This is a genomic window from Chryseobacterium sp. CH25, from assembly GCF_004119455.1.
Classification (GTDB): Bacteria; Bacteroidota; Bacteroidia; order Flavobacteriales; family Weeksellaceae; genus Chryseobacterium.
Map to the genome: position 1 here is coordinate 56,200 of NZ_NRQT01000011.1, position 23,159 is coordinate 79,358.

Sequence of the window (23,159 nt, forward strand, 5' to 3'; positions counted from 1 at the left end):
CAGCACTTTTTAGTTGCTGTCTTTTCCTGTTCCGTATCCTTTTACAATACCTCTTGGAGAGTTTTGGATAAATTGAAGGATTTCATCTCTTTCAGCGGTAGGAAGCATTTCTTTTTCAATATACGCCAACGCTTGGGAAACGTTCATCTTCATTTGGAAAATAGCTCTGTAAATCTTTTGAATTTCAAAGATCTTCTCATTGGAAAAACCTCTTCTTCTAAGTCCCACTGAATTGATACCAGCATAGGAAATAGGATCTCTTGCTACTTTCACATATGGTGGAACGTCTTTTCTGATCAAAGATCCTCCTGAAATCATTGTATGTTTTCCGATCTTACCAAACTGCTGAACTGCAGATAATCCACCCATTACGGTAAAGTCTCCGATTTCAACATGTCCTGCAATACCGCAACCATTGGCAATAATTACATTATCTCCTATGATACAGTCATGGGCAACGTGGGAAGTCGCCATAATAAGGCAGTTGCTTCCTACTTTGGTATACCCCAAAGCTTTTGTTCCTCTGTTTATTGTTACACATTCTCTTAAAGTAGTATTATCTCCAATAATGGTTTGTGTATCTTCACCATCGAACTTTAAGTCCTGAGGAATTGCAGAAATTACAGTTCCTGGAAAAATCTTACAGTCTTTCCCAATTCTGGCTCCATCCATGATGGTCACATTTGGACCAATCCATGTTCCTTCTCCAATTTCTACATCCCCTGCAATTGTAGTAAATGGTTCTACAATTACATTTTTGCTGATTTTCGCACGTTTATCTACGGCTGCTAACTGATGAATCATTTAATCAACTTTATTTTTTGCAACTTGAGCCATAAGCTCTGCTTCTACTGCCACTGTGTCTCCTACATATCCGTACCCCTGCATGTGTACAATACCTCTTCTGATAGGCTCTATCAATTCAATTTTGAAAATAAGGGTATCTCCCGGAATTACTTTTCTCTTGAATTTTACTTTATCAATCTTGATAAAATAAGTAGAATAGTTTTCAGGATCAGGAACACTTGCCAACACAAGAATACCTCCTGTCTGAGCTAATGCTTCTACCTGAAGTACTCCAGGCATTACCGGCTCCTTAGGGAAATGTCCAACGAAGAAAGGTTCATTCATTGTTACATTTTTCAATCCTACTACATGAGAATCTGAAAGTTCAAGAACTTTATCAATTAATAAGAACGGAGGTCTGTGAGGCATAAGCTTCATGATTCCGTTGATATCGAATACCGGTTCTTTTGTTAAATCAAAATCCGGAACGTTTTTCTTTTTCTGCAATTTCCACTGACGATTTAGTTTTTTCGCAAACTGAGTGTTCACGAAATGTCCTGGTTTGTTAGCAATAACTTTACCTTTAATTTTCACTCCTGCTAATGCCAAATCACCAATTACATCAAGTAATTTGTGTCTCGCCGCTTCGTTAGGATAGTTTAGGTTAAGGTTATCAAGAATACCGTTTGGTCTGATGGATACATTATCCTTCCCAAAGGCTTTTTTCAATTTTTCTGTAGTTTCCGGAGTAAGATCTTTATCTACATAAACGATTGCGTTGGAGATATCTCCGCCTTTGATCAATCCGTGATCTAAAAGCATTTCCAATTCATGTAAGAAACTGAATGTTCTTGCTGAAGAGATTTCGTCTTTAAATTCGGAAATATTTTTAAGAGTAGCATTTTGAGTTCCTAAAACTTTAGTTCCAAAATCTACCATAGTAGTTACTTCGTAAGTATCTGAAGGAATAATAGTGATTTCCGAACCTGTAGCCGGATCACTGTAGGTAAGAACTTCTTTTACAACAAGATATTCTCTGGCAACATTCTGATCTACTACTCCTACGCTTTCGATAGCTTCTACAAAATATTTTGAAGATCCATCTAAAATAGGCGGCTCAGATGCGTCCATTTCCAACACTGCATTGTCTATATCACAACCTACTAAAGCAGCCAAAAGGTGCTCACAGGTAGTAATTTTTACGCCAAGCTTTTCTAATGTTGTACCTCTCTCTGTTGCTACTACATAATTAACATCAGCTTCAACCTGAGGATTTCCCTCTAAATCGGTTCTTACAAATACAAATCCCGTATTTTCTTTTGCGGGTTTGATGGTAAGTTTTACTTCTTTACCAGTATGAAGGCCTATTCCAGAAAGTGTTACCTCTTCCTGAAGCGTTTTTTGCATATCACTCATTAGTATTATCTTTTGAGTTATTCTCAAGATTATTTATTCTGTTGACTATTCCAGGTAAGTTTCTGAAATGAACATAGCTTCTTAAATAGTCATTGTAGCTGATTGCCGGTGAACCATATAAAGTTTCTCTATCGTTAACACTGGAGTTCACCCCACTTTGGGCCTGAATCTTCACCTGGTTTCCGATTTTGATATGTCCGACAACTCCTACCTGACCTCCAATTTGATTCCAGTCCCCAATGGTAGTAGAACCTGCAATTCCGGCTTGCGCTGCAATTACATTATTCTGTCCTATTTTTACGTTATGGGCAATCTGAATCAGATTATCAATTTTTGTTCCTTTTCCAATGATCGTTGAACCAATTGTTGCTCTGTCAATACTACAGTTTGAACCAATTTCAACATCATCTTCAATGATTACATTTCCAAGCTGTGGAATCTTTTTGAATCCTTCAGCTGTGGGTTGAAACCCGAAACCATCACCTCCTACTACTGTATTGGAGTGAATAACACAGTTATCCCCAATGATACAGTAATCGTAAATTCTGGCACCACTGTCAATTTTACAGTTTTTACCAATTTTTACTCCTTTACCAATATATACATGCGGATAAATCTGCGATCCGTCACCGATCTTAGCCTTATCAGAAACATATGTAAATGCTCCTATATAAACTTGATCACCTATTATCGCTGAATCATGGATGGATGAACCATCTTCAATACCTTCTTTTCTTCCTCTCATCTCCTGATATAAGTTCATCAGAATCTGAAAAGATAAATAGGCATCTTTTACAACAATTAAGGTAGGGTTATAACTATTATTATTCAGAAGTTTTTCCGAAACGATGATTACGGAGCATTTTGAGGTATCTAAAAAATGAGAAAATCTATCTTGTGCTATAAAAGAAAGATGTCCTGATTCTCCATTTTCAATTGGAGAAACCCCTGTAATAAGTGCATTCTCATCACCTATTATTTTTCCGTCAATAAAACTTGCAATTTGCGAAGCTGTGAATTCCATATTCTGCAAAGATAAGAAATTCTATAATTTGCAAACATTTTTTGATTTCAGATATTCAATTTTAATATTATTTAAGAATCTAAACGGGAGATATCTCTTGGAAACATAAGAATATAACGGGTTGTTTTATTTACTACCAACCCTGATAAAAGCTGATCTTCTGACTCATGAAGCTTCATTCTTTTCCCATTTTTCTGCAATAAATAAATAGGTTGCTTTTCGGTATCGTAAGGTAAAAGTTTCCTTTTTATTTCATGAACCAATTCTTTCCCGTTATCAATTTCAAAAAACTCATTGGTGATTTTTATTTTTTCTTCAACAACTTTCTCATCAAAAGGGTGTGATGAAATAATGGTTTTCGGAAGGTTTCTCTGAATGACACTTTTACACCAATAGGATAAAACAAAATCATCAGAATTCTGCCATTCCTTCATCGCCTGAATCACATCATTATCATCCAATCTGGTAAATCTCTCTATATCTTCTTCTGTTGCTGTGCTCTTTCCGCGGTATAAAAAATATTTCAGATTATCTGTTGCCGGAAGCTCAATGCCCTGAGAAATTAAATATTTTGCTCTTTCAAGAATTTTCACCAACAGAAATTCTGCCAATGCAGACGTTTTATGATAATATACCTGCCAGTACATAAACATTCTGGCCGTTAAAAAGTTTTCTATAGAGTAAATCCCTTTTGCATCAATAACCAGTTCTCCTTCCTCACATACATTCATCATGGAAATAATTCTCTGGGTATTAATATTTCCTTCCGATACTCCTGTAAAAAAGCTGTCTCTTTTCAGATAATCCAGTCTGTCAACGTCCAGCTGAGATGAGATCAACTGATTAAAGAACTTTCTGTGATATTTCCCCTGAAACATTTCAATTGCCATGGATAGCTGTCCGTTAAACTCTTCATTCAGCTTATTCATCAGTAATAAAGACAATTTCTCGTGATGCCAGTCATCCATAAGCATACTCTCCAAAGCGTGGGAAAACGGTCCGTGTCCGATATCATGCATTAAAATAGCCAACATAGCCCCTTTTTCCTCTTCTTCAGAGATCTTAACCCCTTTCTGTTTTAAGGTTTCCAAAGCAGTAAACATCAGATGCATCGCTCCCAATGCATGATGAAACCTTGTATGGGTAGCTCCCGGAAAAATCAGGTTCAAAAGACCGGTCTGACCAATCCTTCTTAATCTTTGAAAATAAGGATGTTCAATAATATCAAATAAAATTTCGTGAGGAATTTTGATAAATCCATGAACAGGATCGTTGATAATTTTTAGCTTATTCTGCATTGGAACGTCTATATGAGTAAACAAAGTTAGGGATTTTAAATTTGAAGGATAATTAAATTAGTATTAAATGGCTAGAAGGAGGAAGCTGGAGGTTATTGAGTACAAGAGGCAAAGATGGACTATTGATTTTCTGAACACTTTATATATTAATCTTTAGCAGTTGCAAACTCATCACTACTTCCTTCTTCCAGCTCAAATAATTCATCAAATTCCTTTGCTCTTATCCCATTAATCACTTATCTTTGAGAAAACTCGATCCTTTTGATGAGAAAATATTCTCTTTTCATTTTTTTATTTTTAAGTCTACATTTTTCTGCACAGATTTTATCTGAAAATCAAAAACTGGAGTCTCTCTGTAGAGTCTGGGGATTTTTAAAATATTATCACCCTCATGTATCTAAAGGAAATCTAAGTTGGGATCAGCAGCTTTTCAAAAAAATTAATGAGCTTGAAAAAGTCAATGATAAAAAAGCATTGAATAATCTGTATTCCAATTGGATTGCAGAAATTGGAAAAGTTAAAGAGTGTACAGAGTGTCTGCAGGAAAACAATACACCTTATTTTCTGAAAAACTTTGATCTAAGTTGGATGGATAATTCCGACATATTTACCCCAGAAGTTTCCCAAAAGCTCCATTATATAGAAAACAACCGGAATATTGGTAACCAACATTATTTAGGAAAAAACGGGCGAAAAGTATTTTTCAGAAACGAAAATTCTTACGGACCCCAATTCTCTTCCAAACAGATCAGCTTATTAGAACTGTTCAGATATTGGAATTATGTAGAATATTTTTTCCCTTATAAATATGAAACGGATCAAAACTGGAATGATGTTCTTACTGAGATGATTCCAAAGTTTCTCAGTGTTGATAATGATACAGATTATCAACTGATTTTGGCAGAGTTAGTAACCAAAACAGATGATTCACATGCTTACCTTTTTTCAACTCTGATAAGTCTTCATCAATACGGAAACAGAAAACTTCCAGTAGAATATTCCTATGCAGAAGGAAAATTGGTCATTACAAAGGTTAATGAAAATCGATTTCACGAGAAAACACCATTCAACATTGGTGATGTTATTTATGATGTGAAAGGAAAAACAATTCCGCAGATAATTAACAGCCTTGGAAAATATATTCCTGCTTCCAACTCCTGGGGGAAAGTAAATAAAATAAAAAGTAAACTTCTTTTCAGTAATAATGACTCGCTTTCCGTTAAGTTAGAAAGAGACGGACAAAATATCGAAGTAACTGCTAAAACTTATTTTGTTAAAGATATTATCGTTAAAAAAGGATCACCGCCTCAACCATGGAAGTTTCTGGATAAGGAAAAGAAAGTCGGATATGTCAATATGGGAATCCTTACTAAAGATGAAGTAAATGAAATGTACAGAAATCTGAGCTCTGCAGAATCTATCATCTTTGATATCAGAAATTATCCTAAGCTTACCATCATACCTTTAAGCGAGCTGCTCCTTCCGCAATCCACCACTTATTATCAGTTTAACTTCCCGGAAACCAGCTATCCCGGAAAATTTTACAGCAGAAAGAACAATATTGGCAGGAAGAATCCCGATTATTATAAAGGAAATGTAATTGTTTTGGTAGATGAAAATACACAAAGCCAGGCGGAGACTACAACCATGATGTTTAAACAGCACCCTAATTCCAAAGTGATTGGCAGCAATACTTCGGGGGCTAACGGAGATATTATTAAATTTAAAATTGCAGACTTAGATACCTGTTTTACCGGCCTTGGTGCTTATTATCCTGACGGAAGAGAAACCCAAAGGATAGGAATTATTCCGGATATTCTCATAAAACCTACTGTAGAAGGAATAAAAAACGGAAAAGATGAAGTTTTGGAAAGGGCTTTGCTGTATATAAAAAATAAGAATTAAAACCTACGGAAACAGGAAATATCATGGGGTATTTCCATTTAACTAATATTTAACTTTTAAACTCTCGATTTTGTGAGAATTTAAAAGGATTTGGTCAACATTTTGATACAATAACCATGTAAAAAATAAATTATGTCAGAAAAGATATTATGGATCGATGATGAAATAGATTTACTTAAACCTCATATCGTATTTTTAGAAAAGAAAGGTTATCAGGTAACGCCTGTTAACAATGTAAATGAGGCTTTGGAACTTATGGATTCAGAGAAATTTGCCCTAACACTCATTGATGAAAATATGCCCGGAATTTCAGGGCTGGAAGCAATTCCTATGATTAAGGAAAAAGATAATTCCTTAAAAATAGTAATGGTAACCAAAAGTGAAGAGGAACACATCATGGAAGAGGCAATCGGTTCCCAAATTGCAGATTACATCCTGAAGCCTGTAAATCCTAATCAGATATTACTTTCCTTAAAAAAGAATCTTCAGCAGGATAATCTTGTAGAACAAAAAACTATTTTACAATATCAGCAGGAATTCAGAAACCTGTCTATGGAGCTTTCTTATTTGAGAACTTACCAGGATTGGGCAGAATATTATAAAAAAATCCTAAGCTGGGAGATTAAGTTTGATAAGGTTGCAGATAATGAATTTGCAGATCTTCTGCAGTCACAGAAAGAAGAGGCTAATATTCAGTTCGCTAAATTTATTGAAAAAAATTATGCTGACTGGCTTATTGATTCAGACAAGCCTCTGATGAGCCACACCCTTTTCAAAGAGAAGGTAAAGCCTGAGGTAGAAAAAGACAAAGTACTTTTATTAATGGTTGACAACCTTCGTTACGACCAATGGAAAGTGATTGAGCCATTATTTACAAAGTATTACAATAAAATTTCGGAAGATTATTATTACAGTATCCTTCCAACCGCTACACAATATGCAAGAAACTCTTTCTTTGCAGGTTTAATGCCATCAGAGATTGAAAAGCGTTTCCCTGATAAATGGTTTAACGATAACGAGGAAGGAAATAAAAATGAATTTGAACGTGACTTCCTGGAAGATCAGATGAAGAGAATCGGTCTCGGATCAAAATCCATGAAGTACCTGAAAGTATTGAATGCAGATTTTGAAAGAAAGATTTATGATGATTTCAATCAGCATAAAAACAATGACCTGTTAGTGATTGTTTATAATTTCATTGATATTCTTTCTCACGCTAAGACAGATAATCACATTGTAGATCAGCTTATCCGTGATGATAAAACGTTCCGTTCTCTTACGCTTAACTGGTTTGAAAACTCTTCGCTGTTGAAAATCATTAAAACAGCTGCTGAAAACGGGTATAAATTAGTCATTACAACGGATCATGGAACCGTTTACGTTAAAAAACCAAGTAAAGTGGTAGGTGACAGAGAAACCTCTACCAACATACGATACAAAACAGGTAAAAGCTTAACGTATGATGACAGCGATGTTTGGGCAATTACCAACCCGGAAAAACTTTTCCTTCCAAAAGGAAACCTAAGCTCAAAATATATATTTGCTAAAAACAATATATTCCTTGCTTATCCAAAGAATTACAATCATTTTGTAAATTACTATAAAGAAACCTACCAACATGGTGGAATCTCATTGGAGGAATGTATTATTCCTATCAGCATTTTAGAACCCAAGTAGTTTTTTTCATAGTTTATTTAATTTTGGGTCTAAAGCGGGAAAATCAATTGATTTTTCCCGCTTCTTTTTTTATAGTCTGCAAGAGTTCATATCTTCGTAAAAAATAAAAACATGTTCATTATTTCTCTTACGTATAAGGTGCCTATTGAAAATGTAGAGCAACATATTCCTGAACATAATTCATTTCTTCAAAAATATTATAATGCAGGGCTTTTTATAGCTTCTGGAAGAAAAGAACCAAGAACCGGAGGTGTTATTATCTGTAAAGCTTCATCTAAAAATAAATTGGAATATATCATTAAAGAAGATCCTTTTCATATTCATCAGATAGCAGATTATGACATTACTGAATTTATCCCAACGAAATACAACGAGAACTTTAAAATATTTATAGAAGACTAATGAGATTAATTACATACAATGTTAATGGAATAAGAGCAGCTTTTACCAAAGATTTTTTAGGTTGGCTGAAGACTGCTGATCCGGATATTATCTGTATTCAGGAGAGCAAAGCCGGAAACGATCAGATAGACATCGAAAGTCTTGAAAAATTAGGATACCACAGTTATTGGCATTCGGCAGTGAGAAAAGGTTATAGCGGGGTCGGAATTGCGTCAAAAATCAAACCTAATCATGTAGAGTATGGTTGTGGTATCGAAAGTTATGATAATGAAGGAAGAATTATCCGTGCTGATTTTGATGGATTTTCTGCAATTTCAGTATACGTTCCTTCTGCCTCAAATATTGAGAGACTGGATTTCAAAATGCAGTTCTGCCATGATTTCCTGGAATACATCAAAAATCTAAAAAAAGAGATTCCTAACCTTATTATATCCGGAGACTTTAATATCTGCCACGAAGCGATCGATATTCATAATCCTGTTGGCTTAAAGAATGTCTCGGGATTTCTTCCTATGGAAAGAGAATGGATGACTGATTTCATCAATGAATGTGAACTCATTGACAGTTTCAGGTTTTTTAATAATGAGCCTGATAATTATACATGGTGGAGCTACAGACAAAATTCAAGGGAAAGAAATAAAGGCTGGAGATTGGATTATAACTTTGCCTCTTATAGCTTAAAGGATAAGCTTTCCCGAGCTGTTATTTTAAAAGAGGCTGTTCACTCAGACCACTGCCCTGCCCTATTGGAATTGGATATATAATAATCCTTATATCTATCAACACAAAAGCCAGCTGAAATCAGCTGGCTTTTTTTAATTTAAATCATAAGATTAATCGACAATTTCATATTCAACCGGAATGGTACCATGACTGATATCTCCGATCTCATCGAACGCAGCTTTAGACATATCTAAAGATCTTGATGAATGGAAAGGGCCTCTATCATTAATCCTCACTATTACTTCTTTACCATTCTTAAGGTTAGTAACCTTAACGTTTGTTCCAAAAGGAAGCGTTCTGTTTGCTGCTGTAAACTTTGAATTATCAAAGATTTCTCCGCTAGCAGTTTTTCTACCGTTAAATTTATCGTGGTAGTACGATGCATAACTTGTTTTTTTCGCATCTAAGGCATTATTCGTAAATGAATAAATACCTAAAGTTGAAATCATCATTATGATTACGAGAATGAATCTTTTCATCATTTTGAAATTTTTATTGTTTGACAGGGCAAAAGTATCAGGAATCCTTTTATCTCCCTATTCCAATTGTTAAAAACTGTTAATAAAAACCAAATTATATGTTAATCAACCTTGTAAGCCCCTATGAATAGGGATTTTAAAGACCACTGTTAAAAAGTGTTAAAAAAATAAGTTAAATGTTAATTTAATTAACTAATTTATGCATAATTTCAAAAAACAAATATTACAAATAGTTAATTTTCAGACACTTGTGAAAATTAAAAATATTGATTATATCCATAAAATGTACATTTGAAAAGCTGAAAATGTTAAGAGTTGATATAGAGTAAAATAGCTATCAGAATAGCTCTAAGGCAATATAATCAAGTCTTTTAGAAATATTTTAACACCAATAATAATGATAGAATTTATATTTATTGGATTATTATTTCAAATCTTATCATATTTTCATGTCATATTTATCTTAAAGATCGTTTTCTCTTTGTAATTATCTTTCAAAAATAGGAGTTAAGAATCAGATTAAAAAGCATTTCAATAAAAAATATAGACTATTTACTATTATCATTTTCTATCAATATAAGTTGTCTGATCTTCAAGCCTATTCTTTTACTTTGATTTTAAACCTTAAAAATGCTTATTCCTTAGTAGCTCATTCATCTGGATTAAATTAGAAGGTAATTAAATACTAAAAAGCCCAATTAACAGCTTATCTTTCATTATAAATGACTACTATAATATATATAAACAAAAAACCAACGATTAAATCGTTGGTTTTAATATGTAATTAAATAAAAATTATTTTATTTTAAGTATTCCAATACATAATCGTATGTTCCATTAGGATATACTACAGACATGCTAGGAGAACCTGTAATTGCATTTCCTGCAGTAGTTACAACATTATAAGAATATAAGCTTCTATCGTAAACTACTCCTGAACCTGACTTGTAAATAGTAATGGCATACATTGTTGTCATACCAGTTGGTGCCGGAATATTAACTGCTGTAGAAGTTCCATTTGCTGAAAAAGTCCCTTTGATTGCATAAACCTGCTTATCAACACCTGGGCTCACATTAACAATTGTATTAGTTGTTGTTTCAGCTGTTCCGATAGTTACTTTTGGAGAAGCTCCAATTGCTACCCATCTACCAGTTGTTGGTGAGAAGTTACCTGAAGAAGGTCCTGCAGTTGGGTTTGAAAAATAGTAAAACCCAGGAGTAACAGCTTGGGTACCAATCCCTGAACCTGTTGCAGGAGTATTACCTGTTCCTGTGTTATAAACAATCATACCGTCATAAGCAGTAGGGAAGTTATCTTCGTCTCCTGATGATGAAGCAAATGTGAAGTTAGTTAAGTTAGTTCTTGGAAAAACTAAACCTTTTCCATTTTTAGTATTAGCATCGTCACTAAACCCGTTTGTTGCACCTGAAGCATCCATAAAAGCGGATTCTCCACTAATGTTACCACTAGCAAAACCGTTAGTTCTTAATTGAGCCTTAGAATATTGGGACATTACCAATGTTGCGGCAACGATAAGTAAAAATTTTTTATTCATGATGTAAATGTGTATAAGAATTATTAATTATTGTGCAGAATATGATTGCCAAGCTGCACCATCATATATAAAAGCTAATCCTCTACCATTCTGACCAAGAGAATTTACAGAATTCGCACTCATTCCATTAACTGTAAGTGGATTGGGTCCACCAACTTTAACAAGTGTAATTGTTCTACCTTTTGTAGCTGCACTTACTGGAATTGAAGATAAATCTGCATTAGTAGAAATGTAAACATAGCCATCTAGGTCATTTGCTGACAAATCTGTTCCGGTAGCAGAAGTTCTAATACTAGGTACTTTAGCTACTCCGCTGCCACCTAAGGTTTTCCAAACGTTGTTACCGTTAGTACCATCATAATAATAGAATCCTGGAGCTGTAACGTTTACTGTTTTACCTGTACCATTACCTCCTAATCCTGTTACAAACACTAAAGCTCCATTTTGAGCACTTGATGCTGTTGCGTTACCATCGGCATAAGCTGTGTTTTTAGTTTCAAGTTCTGCTCTTGTTAGACGAGGGATCAATAGGGCATCAGGTCTAGAAGCATCAGCAGCATTAGCTACTACATCTAGAGTTGCGGCAGGTGTGGTCGTGTTAATCCCCACTCTCCCCTGCTGAGCCTTGGAAAGAGCCGTAAAGGCAACCAGCATAGTTGCTGTTAATAAAAATTTTTTCATAAGTTTTTAAAGATTTTAATTACATTATTTTTCATCAAAATTTCCAAAAGGAAAACGTATCTCAACTTGCGATTATTATCCTAAGGCTAAAATAAATAAAAAAACATATTTTTCGAATTTTAAGCCTAATTTTAATAAATAACTAATTGATAGCATATGATTTAAAAACATTGCTTATGCCGCAAATTTAAGACATAATTTTCTAATTTTCATAATTTATAATAGAAAATTAAAAAATCTTAACACACAAACAATTAAAATATTAAAAATCAGTAATTTAAAAAAATAATATAAAATTATTTATGTTAAAATTGAACAATATTTCATCTTTCGAGTCTTTGAAATTAAAAACTTTTTGTTCTGATTAATAATGTTTTATATTTTTATATTAATTCACCATATAAGTCGAATTCTTCTGCTGAAGTAATTTTCACATCTGCGAATTCTCCAATGGAAATATAAGTATCTTCAGCGGATACCAAAACGGTATTATCTACATCCGGAGAATCATATTCTGTTCTTCCGATAAAGTAGTTTCCTTCTTTACGGTCAAAGATACATCTGAATACTTTTCCTACTTTTTCCTGATTCTTTTCCCATGAAATCTGAGACTGTACTTCCATGATCTCTTCTACTCTAGCCTCTTTTACCTCCTGTGGAATATCATCTTCCAATACGTAAGCACCGGTATTTTCCTCATGAGAGTAGGTAAAGCAACCTAATCTGTCAAATTTCTGTTCTTTTACCCAGTCTTTAAGCTCCTGGAATCTTTCTTCTGTTTCTCCCGGATATCCTACAATCAGGGTTGTTCTGATTGCCATATCAGGCACTTTTTCTCTGAATTTCCCTAAAAGAGCATCGGTTTTTTCGTGGGTAGTTCCTCTTTTCATTGATTTCAACAGATCAGAATTGATGTGCTGAAGAGGAATATCTATATAATTACAAACTTTAGGTTCTTCACGGATAATATCCAAAACATCCTCAGGGAACCCGCTTGGGAAAGCATAATGAAGACGGATCCACTCTACTCCTTCCACTTTTACCAATTCTTTCAGTAAATCTCCTAATGCACGTTTTTTATAAATATCAAGACCATAATAAGTAAGATCCTGAGCTATAAGAATTAATTCTTTGGTTCCTTTTTTAGCCAGCTTCTGAGCTTCAGAAACCAACTTTTCAATAGGAGTGGAAACGTGGCCACCTCTCATCAGAGGAATAGCACAGAAAGAACAAGGTCTGTCACATCCTTCTGAAATTTTAAGGTATGCATAATGTTTAGGAGTCGTTGTTAATCTCTCTCCTACCAATTCATGCTTGTAGTCTGCACCAAGATGCTTTAAAAGTACCGGAAGATCTCTTGTACCGAAATACTGATCTACATCCGGAATTTCTTTAACCAAATCCGGCTTATATCTTTCGGAAAGGCAGCCTGTAACGAATACTTTTTCTACTTCTCCTCTGTTTTTAGCCTCTACATAATCTAAAATGGTATTGATAGACTCTTCTTTAGCATTATCAATAAATCCGCAGGTGTTAATAACAACAATATCTCCACGGTCTTCATGAACCACTTCTTTACCATTGGCTTTCAGTTGGCTCATTAATACTTCAGAGTCATATACATTCTTGGAACATCCAAGTGTTACTACATTAATTTTTTTCTTCCCTACCGATTTTGTACGCATCTTTTTGATTTTGAGTCTGCAAAGATACAAAATATTAAAGAGTAAAGATTACAAAAATAAAAACCACTTTAAAAAAGTGGTTTTCAATAGTATACTTTAAAAGTTTTTTTCTTTAAAGCCAGGGGCATTCTGGTCTTTTTCTGAAAGGACGGCATCTTTTTCATCAATCTTCCAATCTATATTAAGATCAGAATCATTAAATTTCACACTTCCTTCTGATTCTTTATTATAAAAATTATCACATTTATATGAGAATACGGCATGAGTACTTAAGACAGAAAAACCGTGGCCAAAGCCTCTTGGTACATAAAGCTGCAATTTGTTTTCTGCAGAAAGTTCAATTCCGAACCACTGCCCAAAAGTTGGAGAATCTTCTCTAAGGTCAACGGCTACATCCCATACACTTCCTTCCAGACATGATACCAGTTTGGCCTGAGCATCTTCACCTTTTTGAAGATGAAGTCCTCTTAATACACCATATGAAGATTTGGAAACATTATCCTGAACAAAATGCCCATTCATTCCTGTAAGCTCTTCAAATTTCTTTTCGTTGAACTTTTCAAAAAAATACCCTCTATCGTCTTCAAAAATAGTAGGTTCTATGATATAACAATCTTTAAGTGGAGTTTCTTTAATTTTCATAACAATTGAAAAATTCTATATAATTTTTATTTAAAAATAATTAGCAAAGTACTGAATAAAATCCTGATATCATTTTTGAAGGATAGCTGTTCCAGATATGCAAGATTCATCTTTACTTTATGTGGAAATAATACCTCATCATTATACTTCAGCGGATCTTTCTGTGTCTTGAGGATACTTTCTTCATTTCTGTAGACAATACTGGCTTTACAGGTTAGTCCGGGCTTTAATTCCAGCACCTTTCTGTCAATACCTTCAAGTTTATCATAATATCCTTCAATATCTGGTCTCGGCCCAACAAAACTCATATCACCTTTAAGAATATTGACTAACTGAGGAAGCTCATCCAATTTAAATTTCCGAAGTATTCTTCCTATTTTTGAGCAGTTTCTATTCTTCTCATGAATCGTTTTGAACTTAAAAATAACAAAATCTTTTCCGTACTGTCCGATTCTTTTTTGAAAGAAAATTCCGTTGGAAGAAGTATCCAGGCTTGCAATGATAAATAAAATAATCAGTAGCGGCATCAGAAAAACAGTCAGAATTATCGCAAGGATAAGATCAAAAATAATTTTCCAATATTTATACTGATTCATTTTATTTTCAAAAAGTTAAGATCCGAAGAATGCTTTTATTACAGTTGATATTCTTTCTCTGTCTTCATCAGACAAATTAGAACCTGAAGGTAAGCATAATCCGTTATCAAATAATTCTTCTGCTACTTTTCCTCCATAATAAGGTGCATCAGCAAAAACAGGCTGAAGGTGCATTGGTTTCCATAAAGGTCTGGATTCAATATTATCTTCCAGGAACGCTAAACGTAGTTCTTCACGAGTTTTTCCCGTGATTACAGGGTCTACAACGATCGCTGACAGCCAGTGATTAGAGTAGTAATCTGCGTTGGGTTCAGAAAAAACCGTTACTCCGTCTATATCTGCAAATAAATCTATGTAAAATTTGTGCATTGCTCTACGCGCTTCAACACGACTTGGCAGAACTTCCATCTGACCACGTCCAATACCTGCAGTAATATTAGACATTCTGTAATTATAACCAATATGTGAATGCTGATAATGAGGTGCATTATCTCTTGCCTGAGTGGATAGGAAAACAGCTTTATCTTTATCTTCCTGAGATCTGCAAACTAATGCTCCACCACCGGAAGTTGTAATAATTTTATTCCCATTGAATGATAACACTCCGAAACGGCCGAAAGTTCCGGCAGCTTTTCCTTTGTAGGTTGAGCCAAGTGCTTCAGCTGCATCTTCAATTACAGGAATGTTGTATTTTTCAGCAATGGCAGAAATTTCGTCCACTTTATAAGGCATTCCGTACAAATGAACAGCTAAAATAGCTTTAGGTGTTTTCTCTTTTGCAATTCTGTCCTGGATTGCTTCTTCCAGTGCCTTTGGACAAAGGTTCCATGTTTCGGCTTCAGAATCAATAAAAACGGGAGTTGCTCCCTGATATGCAATAGGGTTGGCTGTTGCAGAGAATGTCATAGACTGACAAATAACTTCATCTCCATATCCCACACCTAATTCAATTAAAGCCAAATGAATGGCTGCAGTTCCCGCTGATAAAGCAGCTACTTTTACATCTGCTTTTAAAAACTTTTCTAAATCTTCTTCAAAACCATTTACATTTGGGCCAAGTGGTGCCACCCAGTTTGCTTCAAATGCTTCGTGAATATATTTTAATTCTGTTCCTCCCATATGGGGTGAGGATAACCATATTTTGTCTTTCATCTGTTTTTAATTTTTACTTCTATATAAAGGGAAGAACCCACTATTTTTATCTGAAACTGATTCAGAAAGTTTATTATAAGTTTCTGAATCAATAATATATTGCCAAACCTTAAACATACATTGTGTCTTTGAAAAGCTGGCTTTAAATAAGAAGAGAGAGTCTTCATCACTACCTCCAGCTCCACCACCTAAGTGTAAAGCATCCATTTTGTGCTCATTTCCTAATAGTCTTGCTTCATCCAAAAGTAACTTCATTGGGGTATTTCGAAGATATTCTCCTGTAGTACCCGATAAATGATACTGCATAATATTATTGGTCATCGTAAAAATACCGCCTGCTACTATTTTGCCTTCATGTTTGGCTAAAAGCAGTTTACTGTCAAAATCACTATTATTAAGGAAGGAATGGAAATATTCTTTCGTGAAAAAATAACTTGGCAGAGCATTGACTCTTTGCATGGTTTCATAATAAATTTCAACAAAAGCATCAAGATCTTCATTGGTTTCGGCTTCTACAACTGTGAATCCATTTCTTCGCAACTGATTGATCTGTGACTTATTTGATTTCCCATATAATGCCCGTTGTTGCTCAATTGGGAGAGTCAGATCTATTGAAATTGTTTTGTTAACATTAATTATTTTTCCAAAATCTTCAAAAAAAGAATCCTGTTCAATTAATGGATGTAATCTTGAAAATGCACAGACAATTGAATTTTCTATACAGTATTTATCAAATTCCTTTTTAAAAAACGCTTTAAAATCTGAACTAAAATTAAAGCCTTTTCTGTTAGAAATAGGCCCTGCATAACCATATACAGAGGTACAGTCATAAAAGCCTGTTTCTTCAATAGGTCTTATTACTAATGGTAATGCTACAAATACATCATCTTCATATGCTACAAATAATTTGCTATCAAAACTATTATCTATTGTATGATAGAATGCAGTATGGTGGAAATCATAAGCAGAGGATGCTTTTACAATTTGATTCCATTCAGGTTGCAGTTTATCTATAACTTCAAATTTATACATTGTCAAAAAAACTATTTATTTTATTTGCTATATACTCTATTTCCTGCCCGGAGTATCTAAAATCCATATGTATATTTAAGACTCTGGACTCAAGATCCTGATCTTTACTATTACGCTGATTAGGCCACAATACAGCCGGAAAAATTTTATTTTCAATTAAGAACTGTCTGAGCTGATTTCTGATATCAGAATTTTTAAACAATAATAATAAACAGAAATTGCTCGGAATAATTTCAAAGTTACTTGATTTTTTAATTAAGCCAGCTCCCAGATCAATATTATCACCCGTTTTTTCCAACATCTCTTCAACCGGAAAAGTTGAGAGCGTTAATTCTGCCTGTGCTGGCATGAGTGAATCAGTAAGAGGTTCTTTAAAAGTATCTTCAGCTTCCAGGTAATACCTTCTATATAAATCGTTGTTTTCTAAATTATTGAGTAAATATTCTTCTTTCAAAAACATGGCTGATACAACTTTCAGATATGTTTTTTCAGCCAAAGCGGTATACTCAGGATCAGTATCAATGTTTTCACCATCTTTATATTTACACATTCCACCTATTCCCAGTGGCAGCTGTTTACGAAGAGATGCAAAAGAATAATCTGCAGTTGATGTATTGAAAGCTCCTAAATCATGTGTAAGATCATCAATGATCGTTGTATTATGTAAATGTGTTACATCGGCTTTAATTTGCCCAAAATACAAAACATTCACAATTACACTTTGGGGATCATCTTCCCAAACTATTTTATTATTTGCCTCCGGATTATAGTCATAATACAAAATCTCAATATCCAGATCAGTAAAAAAGTTAACTACCTCATGGCAATAATAACTGGGAAAACCTACTTTAGTCCAGTTATATTTCTTTATCCCGAATTTAAGTAAGTTATACAGGGCTACCCTTCCGGAAAAATACAGATGGTAATTATCATTATTTTCAAAAAAATTTTCACTCTTCTTTTGAGAATGTATATAATGGAAGCCGGAGCCAAATTCTTTATACATATTTATTTTTGCCAATAATTGTTTAGTTTTATCAGATCAAAATAATCATCTCTGGTTATTCCTACTATCAGCTCATCCCACCATTGGTTTTTTCTGAAATAAGCATTCTTTTTAGTTCCTTCAACAATCCACCCACATTTTTTGGTATAAACGCCTAATGAAGGTTCATTATTAGCAATAATAGTGGTATCAAGTCTCATTAAACCAAGTTCTTCGAAAGCATATCTGTTCATAGTCATGACAGTATCAATACCATATCCCTTACCTCTCATATCTTTGTCTCCCAATAACATTCCGGTAGATGCACGTCTGTCTTTCCAGTTAATATCAACAATATTTACCATACCTATTAATCCAAATTCTTCCGTCTCGATTGCGAAACGCTGATTATTGGAATTAAGGTTAAAGTTGCCAAACCATTTCTGCTGGTCCTGCATACTAGAAGGAAAATGCCATCCACCAAGCTTATAATTAATCTCGGGGTCGTTAGACCATTTATGAAGTAATTCTAAATCTCTTTCTTCTATTGCTCTTAAAACAACTTTGTGACCTATAATATTCATATTGCTATTTTTTAAAATTATTCTTACTAAGGTTTTTACTTATTCCTAAGTCATCAACTTCATCCACCGTTTGACCATGAACAATTGTTGAAGACTTAAAAAGCACCGACTTTACAGTCATTAATATGATTTCTAAATCTAATTTTAACGATACGTGATCCACGTAATAAACATCATTATTAAATCGCTCTGAGAATTTCATCTGATTACGCCCTTTAACCTGTGCCAATCCTGTAATCCCAGGTCTAACCTCATGTCTTCTTTTATGATGATCGTTGTATAATCCTAAATACTCTGGTAATAAAGGTCTTGGACCTATTAACGCCATATCTCCTTTCAGAACATTGATTAATTGTGGAATTTCATCCAAAGATGTTTTTCTCACAAATCCGCCAATTCCTGTTAACCGGTCTGCATCCTGTAATAAATCACCGTTTGCATCCTTTTTATCATTCATTGTTTTGAATTTTATGATCTTAAAGATGCGCTCATTCATTCCCGGCCTCAGTTGAAAAAAGAAAGGCTTACCTTCATTGGCAATATATAAGCCGACAGTAACAATTATAAAAATTGGAGAAAGCAGTATTAATCCAATTAACGCAGCAAAAAAATCGATAAAACGTTTGAAAAAATTTTTATACATTATTTTAATTTGCTATTTATCAAAAAATAAGATTTATCAACGGTATATTTATTAAGAAGGAGTTTTTCGGCATTGTTTCCTAAAACAGAAAGGTCTTCACTTAACAGTCTGTTTAAACAATTCTGCATAGATTTCTGGTCTCCTGCCAATACTTTATACCCACATCTGTTCTCTTCTACAATATCACCAATATCTGTATTTGGATCAGTTGCTACCAACACAGGCATCTTCATTTCCAAATAAGATAATAACCTTGAAGGAAAATTAGGAATTAAAAATCTTTTATCCAAGAATATCAACCCTATATCACATGCTGCCAACATTCTGTCATAATCTTCTTTTGGAAGGCTCTGTAAAAGTTTGGCATTTGCAGGTTGTTTTGCATCAAACCATTCTTTTGTTCTTACAAATTCTGTCCCTCCGCCAACAATCAGGAAAAAAGCCTCTTCATTGATTGTTGCTTCTATGGTTTCTAAAAGAAAATCCAACCCTTGGGGTTTTCCCAAATTTCCACCGTAAACAAATACTTTCCTGTTTGCAGGAATATTATATTTTTCACGAATTGATTTTTTCTCATCATCTGAATAACTGAACCTGATAGGTTCAATGGTATTCGGGTTTACTTCTACTTTTTGCGGATCTACTTCCGGATTGTGTTTTAATACGAAATTGACATTTGCCGGAGACATACATCCTATAGTATCAGATATCTGGTAAAGCTTTTTTTCTTTCTTTACAAACTGTTTATGAATAAGACCGCCTTCTTTCAACATCGCCATATCTACTGCATTTTGAGGAAATATATCTTTCAATAACAGATAACTATAGGCATTATCACGCTTTTTTATAAACTCGATTACTTTTGCAAACGTAATAGGTGGTGTTGAATACAGTACCAGATCAAACTTTTTATGGCCCAGATATTTTTTAATAGCTGACAAAAACTGAAACTCAATGGCCAAAGTACCGATACCTTTTTCAACGATATTTGTTTTTTGGATATTGAATGTTTTCACCTGAAGTATGGAAACGCCTTCTTTCAGCTTAAAATTCGTAGAAATTTTCTGACGTCTTTCCACAGGTGTAACAATGGTAACGTCGTGACCTTCATTTCTGAACTTCCGCAACAGATCCTGATAGATACCCCGCTTTTCAACTGAATCTATACTGGCTAACGTGAGAAAAATAACATTCATATTCTCTTAAATTTCTTCAGACCAAACTGTTCTTTTGATATAATCTGTGTAAGAAATAATAATTCTTACTACTTTTTCTGAAACATTCGGCATAGAATAATCTGCTACCGGTCTGAAATTTCTTTCTTCACCTACTTTCTGCTGTAATACCTGCACTAATCCCTGCATAATTCTTTCCGGAGATAAACCTACCATCATCACAGAAGCTTCTTCCATTGCTTCAGGACGCTCATGGGCCTGACGGATATTTAAAGCTCTGAAATTTAAGATGGATGATTCTTCAGAAATTGTTCCTGAATCTGAAAGACATGCATAAGCGTTCATTTGCAGTGCATTATAATCGTGGAATCCAAGTGGTTTTAAAAACTGAATTTCAGGACGCATTTCAATCTGCATCTTGTTAATCATATTTTGTGTTCTTGGGTGTGTAGAAACAATAATTGGATATTTATATTTCTCTGCAATAGCATTAAGAGAGGTCATTAATCCTCGGAAATTCTTTTCAGAATTGATATTCTCTTCACGGTGTGACGATACTACAAAGAATTTATCCTTTTCAAGATTTAATTTTTGTAAAACATCAGAAGCTTTAATTTCAGGTAAATAATGATTTAAAACTTCAAACATCGGCGAACCTGTTTTGATAATTCTGTCTGCTGGAAGACCTTCTCTCAAAAGATATTCACGGGCAATATCAGAGTAAGTAAGATTGATATCTGCTGTATGATCTACAATTTTACGGTTGGTTTCTTCCGGAACTCTTTGGTCAAAGCATCTGTTTCCTGCCTCCATATGGAAGATCGGAATATGTCTTTTTTTAGCCGGAATAGCACAAAGACAAGAATTAGTATCTCCTAAAACAAGGAAGGCATCTGGCTTTAGCTCTTCTAAAAGCGGATCTATTTTAATTAAAATATTTCCAACCGTTTCAGTTGCTGTCTTACCGGCAGCTTCTAAAAAAAAGTCAGGTTTACGAAGACCTAAATCTTCAAAGAAAATCTGGTTCAGTTCGTAATCATAGTTTTGTCCTGTGTGGACGATAATATGTTCAACAGCTTCGGATGCGTCCAAAGCTGATAATACTCTTGATAATCTAATAATTTCTGGACGGGTCCCAACGACCGTCATTACTTTTAGTTTTTTCATTTTTATGTTTAACTATTAAACCGTTTCAAAATAGGTATCTGCATCTTCAGGGTTGAAGGGCTCATCAATCCAGAAAATAGTATACAAATCTTCGTTTCCGGTGTTTTTGATATTATGAGTGTACCAAATTGGCATATCTACGTAAGCAGGCTCTGATCCATCTAAATAAAAATCTAAAACTTCATCGGTATCAATTTTTCTTAATTGAATTAAAGCTTTCCCTTTAATAACAGCAAACCTTTCAATTTTACGGGTATGGTAGTGATTTCCTCTTGTAATATCTGGAACTGTGGTTGAGAAAGAACACTGCCCCCCTATTCCTAAACGGATTACTTCAACAAACGCTCCTCTTGGGTCAGTATGTTGTGTAAATTTAACAGGGAAATGTGTTTTATAGTCCATATAAGAACGATACGTATTGAACAGATTGTGCTCAAATGTATCCTTCAGAACCGGGATTTCTCCGCCATCAAAATATTTTGTTTTATAATCATTCAATAAAGCGAGAACCTCTGAAACTTTTTTCGTTGAAGTTGGCTCTACAAATAATGCAGGATTACTTTTTTCTGAGCGGATTTCTTCAATAATTTTCATGACCAATTCCTGGACATAAATCAGTTTAACTTCACCGTCGTTCGCAATAGTTGGTATTTCACCATGTGTTAGCTGGTAACAGAAAGTAGCAATAAATGAATTATAAAAAGGTTTTCCAAAAGCTCCAAAAACATTTGGAATAATTAAACCTGTTACTTTTCCATTATTTTCATCTGCCCAGTTTGCAATGGCTTCACGGCCTTCACGTTTTGATTTTCCATACAGATTATCACGTTCTTCCTGTGTAGATGATGAAATTAAAACATGAGCTTTAGAACCAGTTCTTTTTAATGATGCTACCAACTGATTGGACAAAGCTACGTTTGTCTCATAAATCACCTGCTCAGAATCATGACGATTCATTGCTGCCAGATGCACAATTACATCACATTTTTGGGTGAACTCATCCAGTTTAGTATTATCTTCAAAGAATTCTTTTTGAAAATCAACGCGTTCAAACTCTTCCGGAAATAATCCTAAAGTATTATATAAATGGCTTCCAACGAAACCTTTTTGTCCAGTAATTCCTACTTTTTTCATAATTGTTTTTTAAAGTAATCTAAAGGGAATCGGTATTCGTCCTGGATTTCACCCAAAGCATAATCTGCCAAAACCAATAATTTACTTTCTTCTTTTTTTGCTTGAATGGCGGTTATATAACCTGCCGGAATATGCAGATAAGTTAAAAATTCGCAGTTTAATTGGTATTTCGTAATCGTTAAATCTTTTGAAGGCTGAGCAAAATCATCAATCTGAACAACTGAAATTTCAAATTCACCTTTCATACAAGCAAACCAACGCTGCTCTATTTTATGGCCCTGCCAGCCTCTTATAAACTCAGTAGAATGATTCTCTATAGTATAGATCCGTTTAACTACGGAAGCATCAAATTCATTATTAAAAGTGATAATTCCTCTCTCATCTTCATGTCTTTTACCGGCTAGAATCATAATTCTT

The 23,159-nt window shown here is 34.2% G+C and carries 23 protein-coding genes; 4 read left to right on the forward strand and 19 right to left on the reverse strand.

The features are described from left to right. Positions 1-9: 9 nt before the first annotated feature. The 4 genes from lpxA to BOQ64_RS19840 form a co-directional block, all read right to left on the reverse strand. On the reverse strand, positions 10-804 hold the full coding sequence (lpxA, locus tag BOQ64_RS19825) for an acyl-ACP--UDP-N-acetylglucosamine O-acyltransferase (protein WP_129055045.1): 795 nt from the start codon (positions 802-804) through the stop codon (positions 10-12). Further along, complete coding sequence (locus BOQ64_RS19830) at positions 805-2,202, reverse strand: bifunctional UDP-3-O-[3-hydroxymyristoyl] N-acetylglucosamine deacetylase/3-hydroxyacyl-ACP dehydratase (RefSeq protein WP_089737485.1); 1,398 nt, start codon at positions 2,200-2,202, stop codon at positions 805-807. Then, positions 2,195-3,226, reverse strand: coding sequence for a UDP-3-O-(3-hydroxymyristoyl)glucosamine N-acyltransferase (lpxD, locus tag BOQ64_RS19835; RefSeq protein WP_129055043.1), 1,032 nt, complete (start codon positions 3,224-3,226; stop codon positions 2,195-2,197). Before lpxD ends, BOQ64_RS19830 begins: the two co-directional genes overlap by 8 nt. 71 nt (positions 3,227-3,297) lie before the next feature. Further along, a complete protein-coding gene (locus BOQ64_RS19840; RefSeq protein WP_129055889.1) occupies positions 3,298-4,524 on the reverse strand; it encodes an HD domain-containing protein in 1,227 nt (408 codons plus the stop codon). Positions 4,525-4,788: 264 nt separating this feature from the next. On the opposite strand from BOQ64_RS19840, the gene BOQ64_RS19845 reads away from it, so the two are divergent. The 4 genes from BOQ64_RS19845 (at position 4,789) to BOQ64_RS19860 (ending at position 9,272) form a co-directional block, all read left to right on the forward strand. Beyond that, positions 4,789-6,429, forward strand: a complete 1,641-nt coding sequence (locus BOQ64_RS19845; protein ID WP_129055041.1) for a S41 family peptidase — start codon at positions 4,789-4,791, stop codon at positions 6,427-6,429. Between the two features lie 132 nt (positions 6,430-6,561). Next, the gene (locus tag BOQ64_RS19850) at positions 6,562-8,106 is read left to right on the forward strand and encodes a bifunctional response regulator/alkaline phosphatase family protein (protein WP_129055039.1); all 1,545 of its coding nucleotides are present in this window, start codon (positions 6,562-6,564) and stop codon (positions 8,104-8,106) included. Between the two features lie 111 nt (positions 8,107-8,217). Beyond that, positions 8,218-8,508 (forward strand): YciI family protein, encoded by a 291-nt coding sequence (locus tag BOQ64_RS19855; protein ID WP_129055037.1) that lies wholly within the window; start codon positions 8,218-8,220, stop codon positions 8,506-8,508. Continuing rightward, positions 8,508-9,272, forward strand: coding sequence for an exodeoxyribonuclease III (locus BOQ64_RS19860; protein ID WP_129055035.1), 765 nt, complete (start codon positions 8,508-8,510; stop codon positions 9,270-9,272). The genes BOQ64_RS19855 and BOQ64_RS19860 overlap by 1 nt, the downstream gene beginning before the upstream one ends. A gap of 69 nt (positions 9,273-9,341) precedes the next feature. Here BOQ64_RS19860 and BOQ64_RS19865 read toward each other — a convergent pair whose 3' ends face one another. The 15 genes from BOQ64_RS19865 to BOQ64_RS19935 all read right to left on the reverse strand — a co-directional run bounded on the left by BOQ64_RS19865 (position 9,342) and on the right by BOQ64_RS19935 (position 23,152). Further along, on the reverse strand, positions 9,342-9,713 hold the full coding sequence (locus tag BOQ64_RS19865) for a septal ring lytic transglycosylase RlpA family protein (protein ID WP_027374598.1): 372 nt from the start codon (positions 9,711-9,713) through the stop codon (positions 9,342-9,344). 797 nt (positions 9,714-10,510) lie between these two features. Next, positions 10,511-11,266 (reverse strand): hypothetical protein, encoded by a 756-nt coding sequence (locus tag BOQ64_RS19870; protein ID WP_129055033.1) that lies wholly within the window; start codon positions 11,264-11,266, stop codon positions 10,511-10,513. 27 nt (positions 11,267-11,293) lie between these two features. Beyond that, on the reverse strand, positions 11,294-11,947 hold the full coding sequence (locus BOQ64_RS19875; RefSeq protein ID WP_129055031.1) for a hypothetical protein: 654 nt from the start codon (positions 11,945-11,947) through the stop codon (positions 11,294-11,296). Positions 11,948-12,330: 383 nt separating this feature from the next. Beyond that, the gene (rimO, locus tag BOQ64_RS19880; protein WP_129059807.1) at positions 12,331-13,632 is read right to left on the reverse strand and encodes a 30S ribosomal protein S12 methylthiotransferase RimO; all 1,302 of its coding nucleotides are present in this window, start codon (positions 13,630-13,632) and stop codon (positions 12,331-12,333) included. Between the two features lie 96 nt (positions 13,633-13,728). Continuing rightward, positions 13,729-14,274 (reverse strand): dTDP-4-dehydrorhamnose 3,5-epimerase, encoded by a 546-nt coding sequence (gene rfbC / locus BOQ64_RS19885; RefSeq protein WP_129055029.1) that lies wholly within the window; start codon positions 14,272-14,274, stop codon positions 13,729-13,731. Between the two features lie 26 nt (positions 14,275-14,300). After that, positions 14,301-14,870 (reverse strand): sugar transferase, encoded by a 570-nt coding sequence (locus BOQ64_RS19890; RefSeq protein ID WP_129055027.1) that lies wholly within the window; start codon positions 14,868-14,870, stop codon positions 14,301-14,303. A gap of 15 nt (positions 14,871-14,885) precedes the next feature. Further along, a complete protein-coding gene (locus BOQ64_RS19895; protein WP_129055025.1) occupies positions 14,886-16,022 on the reverse strand; it encodes a DegT/DnrJ/EryC1/StrS family aminotransferase in 1,137 nt (378 codons plus the stop codon). 6 nt (positions 16,023-16,028) lie between these two features. Continuing rightward, the gene (locus tag BOQ64_RS19900; RefSeq protein ID WP_129055023.1) at positions 16,029-17,054 is read right to left on the reverse strand and encodes a GNAT family N-acetyltransferase; all 1,026 of its coding nucleotides are present in this window, start codon (positions 17,052-17,054) and stop codon (positions 16,029-16,031) included. Then, entirely contained in the window at positions 17,047-18,060 is a 1,014-nt protein-coding gene (locus tag BOQ64_RS19905) for a hypothetical protein (protein ID WP_129059809.1), read from the reverse strand. Before BOQ64_RS19905 ends, BOQ64_RS19900 begins: the two co-directional genes overlap by 8 nt. 2 nt (positions 18,061-18,062) lie before the next feature. Further along, positions 18,063-18,623: a GNAT family N-acetyltransferase gene (locus BOQ64_RS19910; RefSeq protein ID WP_129055019.1), complete on the reverse strand. Its 561-nt coding sequence runs from the start codon at positions 18,621-18,623 to the stop codon at positions 18,063-18,065. Positions 18,624-18,627: 4 nt separating this feature from the next. After that, entirely contained in the window at positions 18,628-19,266 is a 639-nt protein-coding gene (locus BOQ64_RS19915) for a sugar transferase (RefSeq protein ID WP_129055017.1), read from the reverse strand. Then, a complete protein-coding gene (locus BOQ64_RS19920; protein ID WP_129055015.1) occupies positions 19,266-20,462 on the reverse strand; it encodes a glycosyltransferase family 4 protein in 1,197 nt (398 codons plus the stop codon). The genes BOQ64_RS19915 and BOQ64_RS19920 overlap by 1 nt, the downstream gene beginning before the upstream one ends. Positions 20,463-20,468: 6 nt before the next feature. Beyond that, positions 20,469-21,608: a non-hydrolyzing UDP-N-acetylglucosamine 2-epimerase gene (wecB, locus tag BOQ64_RS19925; RefSeq protein ID WP_129055013.1), complete on the reverse strand. Its 1,140-nt coding sequence runs from the start codon at positions 21,606-21,608 to the stop codon at positions 20,469-20,471. Between the two features lie 15 nt (positions 21,609-21,623). Then, positions 21,624-22,742 carry an NAD-dependent epimerase/dehydratase family protein gene (locus tag BOQ64_RS19930; RefSeq protein WP_129055011.1) on the reverse strand — a complete coding sequence of 373 codons (1,119 nt, stop codon included), beginning with the start codon at positions 22,740-22,742 and terminating at the stop codon, positions 21,624-21,626. Further along, a complete protein-coding gene (locus BOQ64_RS19935; RefSeq protein ID WP_129055009.1) occupies positions 22,739-23,152 on the reverse strand; it encodes a WxcM-like domain-containing protein in 414 nt (137 codons plus the stop codon). The genes BOQ64_RS19930 and BOQ64_RS19935 overlap by 4 nt, the downstream gene beginning before the upstream one ends. Positions 23,153-23,159 lie beyond the last annotated feature (7 nt).